Consider the following 11405-nt stretch of genomic DNA (forward strand, 5'->3'; position numbering starts at 1 on the left):
TTATTCGATGAAAGGAGAGACAATGAAATACCTAATCAAGCTGTGCGATCGATTCGGAATCCTGCGGAGTGACCTCGACTATCATCTGGTCCGCGCCTCGATGGTGCTCATATTCGCGCTTTTCGGATATCAGAAATGGTTTGCGTATGAAGCCAAGACGCTAATCCCCTTCATCAGTAATGGACCGCTCATCTTCTGGATGTACCCGGTTTTCGGAATCACGGGTGCTAGCTGGTTCCTGGGCGTTTCGGAATGGCTGTTTGGTGCACTCTTGTTCGCGGGCTACTGGAACAAGACCGCCGGTGTTCTCGGTGCGCTCGGTGGAATCGGTTCGTTTGTATCCACCGTGACGATTATTCCCTTCATGCCTGATGGCTGGAACGCCTCGGCCGGCGGATTCCCGGCAATGCAGGGCAACGTGGCATTCCTGATGAAGGATGTCGTTCTTCTGGCGGTGTCCTTCTATCTGCTGAAGCAAGATTTGCTGAGACTCTCGCTCGCACGAGAGACGAATGCTTCCGTAACAACAACCGAAGTGTCGCTTGGCTCGGAAACCCTGAGGAAAGTCGTGTAGAAGGCCGAGTCCAACACTCCATCGGATTAAACAGTGGAAAGATTCACGCGATGAAAAAACTGGATGGCAAAGTCGCAATAGTAACTGGTGCCTCCAAAGGAATCGGAGCGGCCGCGGCAAAGGCACTCGCCGCTGAAGGCGCTGCAATTGCAGTCAATTACTCCTCGGGAAGAGAGAGTGCTGAACGCGTTGTATCCGAGATCACACGAGAAGGTGGCAAGGCGATCGCGATTCAAGCAGACGTCTCCAAAGCGGCTGACGTAAAGCGGTTGTTCGAATACACTAGGAGAACATTCGGCTGCGTAGATGTTCTTGTTAACAATGCCGGCGTTTTCAAGTTCGAGCCTTTGGAAGCTATTACCGAAGAAGAATTCCACCGCGAGTTTGATACCAACGTCCTGGGACCGATCCTCGCGATCCAGGAGGTGCTGAAACACTTCCCGTCGCGCGGCGGCAGCATCATCAATGTCACATCCATTGCCAGCGAAAATCCCGTCCCCGATTCCTCGCTCTATTCTGCGACCAAGGGGGCTCTCGACACCCTGACCATGGCACTCGCCAAGGAACTCGGCCCACGAAATATCCGGGTCAATTGCGTTGCGCCGGGGCTGGTCGATACCGAAGGCAACCGAGAAAGTGGCTTTGTGGGCAGCGAGGCGGGAAAATTGGGTGCCGCGTCCACGCCGCTGGCTCCTAGATTCGGCAAGCCGGAGGAGATCGCGCCAGTCATCGTTTTTCTGGCCTCAGAGGATGCGGCGTGGCTGACGGGTGAACGAATCAGCGCTTCCGGTGGCTTGCATTGAGGCTTCGCTGAGTGTCGTCGAACACTGAGGAGGAAGGCCAACGCTTCAAAGAGCCGAATTCGCAAGGAAAGAGAAGATTTATGGATAAGGGCAATCGAAAGATACGCTTTGGTCTTTGGTACGACTTCCGCAATCCAACTCAGTGGCGGCAGCCCACCGACCGGCTCTACGCCGAGACCTTGGATCAGATCGCCTGGGGAGAGAACCACGGCTTCGACGACGTTTGGTTGTCGGAGCATCACTTCATTGAGGACGGCTATCTGCCCTCGATTTTGCCACTAGCCGCGGCGGTGGCTGCCCGCACCAAACGGATCCGTATCTCATCCGGAGTCCTGCTTATGCCGTTTCACAATCCGGTGCGGCTTGCCGAGGATATTGCGGTAGTAGATGTCATCTCCGGAGGCCGGTTCGAGCTAGGTGTCGGCGTCGGTTTCAAACATGAGGAGTTCGAAGGCTTCGGCGTGCCCTTCAAGGAACGCGGAGCGCGAACCAACCAGGCGCTCGAAATTATTCGCCGCCTTCTCAACGGACAGAGCGTCACTTTCAAGAGCGAATTCTTCGATTTCAAAAACATCCGGGTAACGCCCGAGCCGATCCAGAAACCTCATCCACCGATCTGGCTTGGCGGCTTCACTCCTCCTGCACTGCGACGCGCCGCTCGCTACGGCGATGGTTTTACGGTGCCAGGTGCGACGCGAGAGGTATACGACCAATATATCGCGGAGTTGAAGAAGCAGAATCGACCCACCGACAGTATTCGGTTCGCCAGCGCTGTCTGGTGCCTAATCGTGTCCAATGATCCGGAAAAAACCTTCGCCGAAGCCGCCGATCACGTAATCTATCAGGCCAACAACTACTCGAAGTGGCTGTCTGCGGCTGGGCTCAGTCCGCTTTCCGAGCATTTGCATGATCACGAACAGCTGCGCAAAAGCGGGCTGCTCCAGGTCGTTGCTCCTGACGCCGCCGTCGAATTGATTCGGACCTTCGCCGAGGCCGTGCCCATCACCCATTTCTATTCATGGACGCTACCTCCTGGGCTGCCGCCGCGATGGGCACAAACGCATCTTGAGCTGTTTGCGTCCAAGGTGATCCCGGCTTTTCGCTAAACCCACCTGCCAAGTGACTGAGCGAAGGTAAGCCCATGTGGATCGTCACGAACGAATCCTGCTCGACGATATAAAAGCAATGAAAGCGCTCTAACTGAATTCTCTGTGCCCTTGGTTTAGCAATTCGTCTAGGTGATGAAACCGCGACATTGTTTTCGATTGTCGGGCCGCCGATGCGGTGGGATGAGGCTTACCCGAAATGGTCTCCCGCACGCCACGCATCGATAGTATGAGGGAGGGCACGCCAATGAAGCGCGGGGAGCCGAAGGAATTACGTCGCGCGTACCTTTAGGCAAGAGCCTGATGATCGCTTTCATCAATCTGCCGCGACGCTCTGCATCCCCTGCTCAAGCGCACGATGCTCGAGCAACGCCTTGAGGATCCGCGGCGGCGACATCGGCAGCTCCTTCATCCGAACGCAGATCGCGTTATAGATGGCATTCGCGGCCGCAGCGGGCGGCGGCACGATCGACACTTCTCCGACCCCGCGAATGCCCAGCGAATGAGCCGGATTCGCGACCTCAACCACCAGGGTTTCGATCATCGGCACATCGAGGCAGGTCGGCATCCTATAATCGAGCAAACCCGTGTTTCGCAGCACGCCGTTGCGGTCGTACACGTATTCCTCGTTGAGTGCCCAGCCAAGGCCTTGCGCAGTTCCGCCCTGCATTTGACCCTCGACGTAGCTCGGATGAATCGCCTTGCCGGCGTCCTGCGCGATGGTGGCGCGGAGCAGGCGTACTTTGCCCGTGTCAGGGTCGACCTCCACATCGACCACCGTGACCGCGAATCCGGGTCCGACATTGCGTGCGTTAACGCTTGCGCGCCCAGCGACCGGACCGCCGGTGCGAGCAAGTTTGCGCGCGAGCTGCGCGACGGACATCGGCTCGATACCTTCGCCATCGGCGCGAAACGTCCCGTCGGCGAATTCAACTTCCTCCGGCTTCTTCTCCCATAAGATGGCTGCGCGTGCTTTCAGCTGCCGCAGCGCATCATGCGCGGCTTCGTAAACCGCCTGTCCGCTTGCGAGCGTGGTGCGGCTGCCGCCGGTCACGTCGGTGTGGCCGATGCTGTCGGTGTCGCCGACCATTGGGCGCACCTGATCGATGCCCAGGCCGAGCACTTCCGCCGCGATCATCGCCATCGAAGCGCGTGAACCGCCGACATCGACGGATCCCGTAATGACGCTCGCGGTGCCGTCTGCATGGATGTTTACGACCGCTGACGATTGCATGCCTGCGTTGAACCAGAAGCCCGCTGCAACGCCGCGCCCGCGACTTGGACCGCCCAGTGGCGCGCGATAGTGTTCGCTGTTCTTGATCGCATTCAGCGTTTCGATGAAGCCGACCTTCTTGTATGGCGGACCGGCGGTTTGCGCGCTGCCTTCCTTGACTGCGTTCATCAGGCGGAACTCGATACGATCAATGCCGCATCGCTCGGCGAGCTCATCAATGATGGTTTCGGTCGCGAAGGCTGCGTTGCTGGCGCCCGGCGCGCGATAGGCCGCGGTCTTTGGACGATTGACGATGACGTCGTACGCATCGATGACAAAATTTGGAATCTCATAGGAGCCGATCATCGTCATTGCGCCCGCGCCGACCGGCGAACCAGGAAACGCGCCCGCCTCGTAGGCCATCCAGATTTCCGCGGCGACCAGCTCGCCGTCGCGCGTCGCGCCCATTTTGCATTTGATTTTGGAGCCCGAGGTCGGGCCCGTCGCGCGCAATACCTCACCGCGCGTCATCACCATCTTCACCGGTCGTCCGGTCTTCTTTGAAAGCAGCACCGCGAGCGGCTCCAGGTAGACCGTCAGCTTGCCGCCGAAGCCGCCGCCGATTTCGGCAGGTACGACGCGAATGCTGCCCTCGGGCATTCGAACGATCTGGGCGGTGAGTGATCGCACGGCGAACGTTCCTTGCGTGGAGCAATAGATCGTCGCGTGACCGTCGGCCCCGTAGATGCCCACTGCGTTATGCGGCTCAATGTAGCCCTGATGGACCATCGCGGTGTTGAACTCGCGCTCGACTACGAAATCGGCGGCGGTGAACCCGTCCGCGAGCGTTCCGCGCGTGAAACGCAAATGGTTCGCGACATTGGTTTCCTTCGCGGGCCCGTCTTCCTTGTTGCGGAGCTCGGGCAGGATGATTGGCGCGTCCGTAGCCATCGCGTCCTCGACGTTCATCGCCGGGGAAAGAACCTCGTAATCGACCTTGATCAGCTTCAGCGCCTGCTCGGCGACGTGCGTATTGATCGCCGCAACCGCGGCGACCGCATGGCCGTCATACAGCACCTTGTCGTGTGCGAGGATGTTCATCGAGAGATATCTGGTATTGACCGCGCCTTCGCCAAGGTCCTGTGTTTTGTCGCTCGCAACGGGAAGATCGGCGCTGGTAATCACGGCGAACACGCCGGGCAGGGCGCGTGCCGCATCGCAGTCTATCGATTTGATTCGTGCGTGAGCATGTGGCGAGCGCAGCACCTTGCCATGCAACATGCCTGGGAACGCGTAGTCGGCGCCGTACTTGGCGCGCCCGGTAACCTTATCGACGCCATCGTGGCGAATTGGGCGAGTGCCGATTACGCGAAAGGAACGGGTCTCGTTGGAAGGCATATTTTGGGGTAGCAGACTTATCTGACGCTATGCAACTATACGGGCATTCCGCCCGTATAATGGCACCCGTTCCCCCAAGATAAAGAGGAGCAAACCATATGGCGACTGCGCAGACTGTATCCGAAGCAACCGCATCGAAAACCGCGATTCCCGAGTTCATCAAGGATTCGCCCAAGAAACTGCTGATCGGCGGCAAATGGGTTCCCGCCAAATCCGCCAAAACCTTCGAAAGCATCAATCCCGCGACCGAGGCTGTCCTGTGCCACGTCGCCGAGGGCGACAAGGCCGACGTTGATGAGGCGGTGAAAGCCGCGCGCAAGGCGCTCGAGGGCAAGTGGTCCGCAGTGAGCCCGCACGAGCGCGGCCGGATGCTACTCAAGATTGCGGACCTCATCGACAAGTATGCCGACGAGCTGGCGATGCTGGAGAGCCTCGATAACGGTAAGCCGGTGGTGCAGGCCAAAAACATCGACGTGCGCGGCGCCGCGGCACAGTTCCGCTACTTCGCGGGATGGCCGACCAAGATTTACGGCGAGACCAATCCCTCCGATCCTTCGATGTTCAATTATACGCTGCGCGAGCCGATGGGAGTGTGCGGCCTCATCGTGCCGTGGAATTTTCCACTCTTGATGGCAGTGCAGAAGGTCGCGCCCGCACTCGCATGCGGCAACACGATGGTGCTCAAGCCGGCAGAACAGACTCCGCTCACTGCGCTGCGGCTCGGCGAGATTCTCCTCGAAGCGGGCATTCCCGAGGGCGTGGTCAACGTGGTCACTGGGTTCGGTCCCGGAGCGGGCAGCTCGATCGCGGAGCATCCCGATATCGACAAGGTCAGCTTCACCGGCTCGACCGAAGTCGGAAAGCTGATCCTGCAGGCGTCGGCAGGAAATCTGAAGCGAGTATCGCTCGAGCTGGGCGGCAAATCGCCGAACATCGTGCTGCCCGACGCGGATATGGACGCGGCCGTGCGCACTGCGGTCAACGGCGTGTTCTTCAATTCGGGCCAGGTGTGCGTTGCCGGCACGCGCATCTTCGTGCACAAGGATCAGTATGACGGATTTGTCGACAAACTTACCAAGGCGTCGGCCGCGATGACGGTCGGCGATCCGCTGAGCCCGGATACACGGTTGGGACCGCTGGTTTCCAGGGAGCAATTCGACCACGTCAACAACTACCTGAACATCGGCAAGAAGGAAGGCGCGCGCATCACCATCGGCGGCGAAAGCGTCAGCGGCAAAGGCTACTTCATCAAGCCCACTGTGTTCGCTGACGTCGATAACAGGATGAAAATCGCACGCGAGGAGATCTTCGGCCCGGTCGCCGCGGCGATTCCATTTAAGGACGAGAACGACGCGATTTTCCAGGGCAACGACACCACCTACGGTCTTGCAGCTGCCGTATGGACGCGCGACATTTCACGGGCGCATCGCGTGGCGCGCGCGCTCAAGGCCGGCACGGTGTGGGTCAACAACTACGGCGCGAGCGACGTCGCGATGCCGTTCGGCGGCTACAAGCAGTCGGGCTTCGGGCGCGAGGGCGGCCGCCACGTCATCGACCTCTTCACCCAAATCAAATCGGTTTACGTAAAACTTTAGGCATCGGGAGGCACGCACATGGCAGCAGCAGTCCCATCGATCGAAAGAGCAGCAGCGGGAATCAAATCGAATGCGGTATTGGATTTTCTTCGCAAACCGAAACAACTACTCATCAATGGCAAATGGGTGGCGGCGAAGTCCGGCAAGACCTTCGAAACCATCAATCCTGCCAATGAGGAAGTGCTCGCGCTTGCGGCCGAAGGCGACAAGGCCGACGTCGATGAGGCGGTGAAGGCCGCGCGCAAGGCGCTCGACGGCAAGTGGTCGACTATCAGCCCGCATCAGCGTGCGCAGTATCTTCTCAGGATAGCGGATCTCGTCGAGAAGCACGCAGACGAGCTCGGAACGCTTGAAAGCCTCAATAACGGAATGCCGATTTCGCTCGCCAAAGGGATGGCGAGCGGCGCCGCCGACACCTTCCGCTATTACGCCGGATGGGCGACAAAGATCTACGGCGAGACCAATCCGTCCGATCCCTCGATGTTCAACTACACGCTGCGCGAGCCGGTCGGCGTGTGTGGCCAGATCATTCCGTGGAACGGGCCGATTGCGATGTTCGCGTGGAAAATCGCACCCGCACTCGCTTGTGGCAACGTATCGATCATCAAGCCGGCGGAGCAGACCCCGCTCACCGCACTGAGACTCGGCGAGTTGCTGCTCGAAGCAGGCATACCGGAGGGCGTGGTTAACATCATCACCGGGTTCGGCGAGACCGCGGGCGCCTCAATCGCGGAGCATCCGGACATCGACAAGGTCGCGTTCACCGGCTCAACCGAGGTTGGCAAGCTGATTCTTAAAGCCTCGGCGGGAAATCTGAAGCGGGTGTCACTCGAGCTCGGCGGCAAATCCCCCAACATCATTTTCGCCGACGCCAACATGGAGCAATGTGTCCCGACCTCGCTGTTCGGCTTCACGATGCTGTCCGGCCAGGTGTGTTGTGCGGGAACCCGGGTGTTCGTGCAGCGCGACTTCCACGATGAATTCGTGGACAAGTTGACCAAGCAGGCGGCGCAGGCCAAAGCTGGTGATCCGCTGGATCCGAAGACCATGATCGGACCGCTAGTGTCGAAGGAGCAATTCGAACGGGTTAAAGGCTACCTCGAGATCGGCAAGAAGGAAGGCGCAGAGCCGAAGCTGGGTGGCGATGCGCGCGGCGGCAAGGGCTACTTCGTCGATCCGACCATCTTCACGAATGTAAAAAATGATATGCGCATTGCACGCGAGGAAATCTTCGGCCCGGTCGCGTCGGTGATCCCATTCAAGGACGAGAACGATGCGGTGTTGCAGGGCAACGATACGACTTACGGGCTTGCGGCGGCAGTTTGGACCAACGACGTATCTCGAGCACATAAGGTCGCGCGTGCGCTAAAGGCCGGCACGGTGTGGGTGAACTGCTACAACAACATCGATCCGATCTCGCCGTTCGGCGGCTACAAGCAATCGGGCATCGGACGTGAGCTCGGCAAGCATTCCATCGAGCTGTACACACAGATCAAGTCGGTGTATGTGAAGCTGTAAAGCCAGTTCTGCGCACAGGAGAGCTCACTATGGCAGCAGCAGTTCCATCGATCGAAAGAGCCGCGGCGGGAGTCAAAACGAATGCGGTACTAGATTTCCTCCGTAAACCGAAACAACTGCTCATCAATGGCAAATGGGTGGCGGCGAAATCCGGCAAGACCTTCGAGACTATCAATCCGGCCAACGAAGAGGTGCTCGCGCTGCTCGCAGAGGGCGACAAGGCCGACGTTGATGAGGCGGTGAAGGCCGCGCGCAAGGCGCTCGATGGCAAGTGGGGTTCGATGGGCCCGCACGAACGCGCGCGCTATCTGCTCAAAATCGCGGAGCTGATCGACTCGCATGCAGACGAGCTCGCTGAACTCGAAACTCTGGATAACGGCAAGGGCGTGACGTTCTCGCGCGGCTTCGACGTCCCGGCCGCAGCGGAAACGTTCCGCTATTACGCGGGATGGTGCACCAAGATCTACGGCGAGACCAATCCGTCGGATCCTTCGATGTTCAACTACACGCTGCGCGAGCCGGTCGGCGTGTGCGGGCAGATCATCCCGTGGAATTTTCCCCTACTGATGGCGGCGTGGAAGCTTGGCCCTGCGCTATGCTGCGGAAACACTGTTGTGCTCAAGCCCGCCGAGCAAACCCCGCTCACCGCGCTGCGGCTGGGCGAGTTGATCCTCGAAGCCGGGCTCGCCGAAGGCGTGGTCAATATCATCACTGGATTCGGTCCTGGTGCGGGCAGTTCGATCGCCGAGCATCCCGATGTTGATAAGGTCGCATTCACAGGCTCGACCGAGGTCGGCAAGATCATCCTCAAGGCCTCTGCTGGCAACCTCAAGCGCGTGTCGCTGGAGCTCGGCGGCAAGTCGCCCAACATCATCTTCCCCGACGCCGACATGAAGGAGGCCGTTCCGACTTCGATGATGGGGGTGTTCTTCAACTCCGGCCAGGTCTGCTGCGCCGGCACCCGCATCTTCGTGCAGAAGGACATGTATGACGACGTCGTCGATCAGCTCACCACCTTCAGCAAAGGGATGTCGTACGGTGACCCCCTCGATCCGAAAACCGTGATGGGACCGGTCGTATCGAAAGAGCAGTTTGATCGCGTGAAGAGCTACCTCGACGTCGGCAAGAAAGAAGGCGCGAAGGTAACTGCGGGTGGTGAACCAGGCACCGGCAAAGGCTACTTCGTGAAGCCGACGGTGTTTGCTGATGTGAACAACAATATGAAGATTGCGCGCGAGGAAATCTTCGGCCCGGTTGCGACCGCGATTCCGTTCAAGGATGAAAGCGACGCGATCCTTCAGGGTAACGACACCGAATACGGCCTCGCGGCGGCGGTGTGGACGCGCGATATCGGCCGCGCGCATAAGGTCGCGCGCGCGTTGAAGGCGGGCACCGTGTGGGTCAATTGCTACAACCAGATCGATGCGATCTCGCCGTTCGGCGGCTACAAGCAGTCGGGCTTCGGACGAGAGCTGGGCAGGCATGCGCTGGAACTCTACTCGCAGGTCAAGTCGGTTTACGTGAAGCTCTAAGTAAGCGCTCTCGAGATGCAGGCGGTCTCCATTGGGCCGCCTGCATTTTTTAAAGGGAATTTTCGGTGAGCATTCGATCAGACCGAAGCCGCGAGGTCCTCGCGCTCTCGCGAAATCCACGCCGGATGCCCCCGAACTGGACGCCGCCCGACCCCGCGTGGGCCGCGAGCTTCGATGCGCAAGTGCATCCGGTCGTGATGGGCTACTTCGGGACGCAGCTTCCCAAGGGCGATACCGGGCCGCATCCGCATCGCGTGTGCGATTTCTTCGAAGGCGACGATGCACCATCGAATTTTGAAAGCGCAAGCTATATCGATCGTGTCGGGCGGCGCAATCTGATCTCGGTGGCATACTGGACCGATACCGCGCGCTACGAGCGATGGAACCATGCTCGGTTTGCATCATGGTGGAGCGACGTGGCTCGAGTGCGCGAGGATGTCGGGCATTTTCGCGAGATCCTCGTGGTTCCATGCGAGCGCTTCGAGACGATTTTCTCCTTTGACTACAAGATCGGAGTGGCAAAGGTCGGTGGACCAGCAGTCGGTCCCATCCGTGAGCATGGCTACTGGGGAAGCATGCGCGATCGCCTCGCGGTATCTGCCGACGACGACCTCATCAGCTCGTATGGCGAAACGCTACCGCGCCTCGGCACATCGGAGACGTCTGGCCGCCGCCTGCGCGTTCAGGCGCCGCAAAATCTCGCGGTCATCCGCTCGGGACAAGACTGGACCGAATGCACGGGCGCGCAGCTCAATTTTTATAGTGAATCGGTCGCGCCGAGGCTGCGCGACGCGATGCATTCACTGCGCGACTCCCCGAATGAAACCGGATGCTGTGAGATGCGCTTCGCTCAGCACCTAGGTCGCGAAGGCGCGCCGCGCACGAAGACCTTTGGCCTCGGCTACTTCCTGAGCCTCGTGCAGCTGGAACACTGGGCGGCGACTGATCCCAAGCATCTGGCCATACTCACGCACTTCATGAAAATGGCGGGTGAATATCGCTCAGCGCTGAAACTCAAGCTCTGGCACGAGGTTTCGGTGCTGCCCGCGGTCGGCCAGACTTTCGAATACCTCAACTGCCATCCAGAGACCGGGCTGCTACCCTATTTTCCTAGCATTGAAGTTTGATTTCTTCCGGAGGAAACGTGGCTGACAAAATCGTCAAGACCGAGGCTGAATGGCGAAGGCAACTAACGCCGAGTCAATATGCCGTGACCCGCGAAAAGGCAACCGAACGCCCTTTCAGCGGCGAATACGAGCACACCACCACACCCGGTTCCTATCGGTGCGTCTGCTGCGGCGAGATCCTGTTCGAATCGGATACCAAGTTCGACGCCGGGTGCGGCTGGCCGAGCTTCTACCAACCGGCCGCTCAGGAGCGCATCATCGAGGCACGCGACAGCAGCCACGGGATGATTCGGACCGAGATCATGTGCGCCAAATGCGAAGCGCATCTGGGCCACGTCTTCGAGGATGGACCCAAACCGACGGGGCTCCGCTACTGCATCAATTCGGCCTCGCTAAAATTCGATTCCAAAAAGTAGGAGGTCACGTCAAGATTTCGCTTTCCACTCTGGATCGCACCATTTTTTCCGCGACTCTCATATACGCTATCGTCGTCGCCGACCACTAACTGGGAATTCGAGCGATTTCGACAATGCGCTGAC

General features: G+C 59.2%; 9 protein-coding genes. 8 read left to right on the forward strand and 1 reads right to left on the reverse strand.

Features of this window, described 5'->3' with window-relative positions:
* Positions 1-22 precede the first annotated feature (22 nt).
* The 3 genes from VGI36_14925 (at position 23) to VGI36_14935 (ending at position 2483) form a co-directional block, all read left to right on the forward strand.
* Positions 23-574: a DUF417 family protein gene (locus VGI36_14925; protein ID HEY2486440.1), complete on the forward strand. Its 552-nt coding sequence runs from the start codon at positions 23-25 to the stop codon at positions 572-574.
* 50 nt (positions 575-624) lie between these two features.
* A complete protein-coding gene (locus tag VGI36_14930; GenBank protein HEY2486441.1) occupies positions 625-1377 on the forward strand; it encodes a glucose 1-dehydrogenase in 753 nt (250 codons plus the stop codon).
* 80 nt (positions 1378-1457) lie between these two features.
* Positions 1458-2483 (forward strand): LLM class flavin-dependent oxidoreductase, encoded by a 1026-nt coding sequence (locus VGI36_14935; GenBank protein HEY2486442.1) that lies wholly within the window; start codon positions 1458-1460, stop codon positions 2481-2483.
* A gap of 316 nt (positions 2484-2799) precedes the next feature.
* Here the strand turns inward: VGI36_14935 and VGI36_14940 are convergent, their stop codons facing one another.
* Positions 2800-5094 (reverse strand): xanthine dehydrogenase family protein molybdopterin-binding subunit, encoded by a 2295-nt coding sequence (locus VGI36_14940; protein ID HEY2486443.1) that lies wholly within the window; start codon positions 5092-5094, stop codon positions 2800-2802.
* 98 nt (positions 5095-5192) lie between these two features.
* Here VGI36_14940 and VGI36_14945 point away from each other — a divergent pair, with 98 nt between their 5' ends.
* The 5 genes from VGI36_14945 to msrB all read left to right on the forward strand — a co-directional run bounded on the left by VGI36_14945 (position 5193) and on the right by msrB (position 11282).
* Positions 5193-6689, forward strand: a complete 1497-nt coding sequence (locus tag VGI36_14945) for an aldehyde dehydrogenase family protein (GenBank protein HEY2486444.1) — start codon at positions 5193-5195, stop codon at positions 6687-6689.
* An 18-nt stretch (positions 6690-6707) separates the two neighbouring features.
* Positions 6708-8207 (forward strand): aldehyde dehydrogenase family protein, encoded by a 1500-nt coding sequence (locus VGI36_14950; protein HEY2486445.1) that lies wholly within the window; start codon positions 6708-6710, stop codon positions 8205-8207.
* A gap of 29 nt (positions 8208-8236) precedes the next feature.
* On the forward strand, positions 8237-9739 hold the full coding sequence (locus VGI36_14955; protein HEY2486446.1) for an aldehyde dehydrogenase family protein: 1503 nt from the start codon (positions 8237-8239) through the stop codon (positions 9737-9739).
* 65 nt (positions 9740-9804) lie between these two features.
* Positions 9805-10866: a phenylacetaldoxime dehydratase family protein gene (locus tag VGI36_14960; GenBank protein HEY2486447.1), complete on the forward strand. Its 1062-nt coding sequence runs from the start codon at positions 9805-9807 to the stop codon at positions 10864-10866.
* A 17-nt stretch (positions 10867-10883) separates the two neighbouring features.
* The gene (msrB, locus tag VGI36_14965; protein ID HEY2486448.1) at positions 10884-11282 is read left to right on the forward strand and encodes a peptide-methionine (R)-S-oxide reductase MsrB; all 399 of its coding nucleotides are present in this window, start codon (positions 10884-10886) and stop codon (positions 11280-11282) included.
* Positions 11283-11405 lie beyond the last annotated feature (123 nt).

This window comes from Candidatus Binataceae bacterium, assembly GCA_036495685.1.
In the GTDB taxonomy this organism is placed as follows: Bacteria; Desulfobacterota; Binatia; order Binatales; family Binataceae; genus JAFAHS01.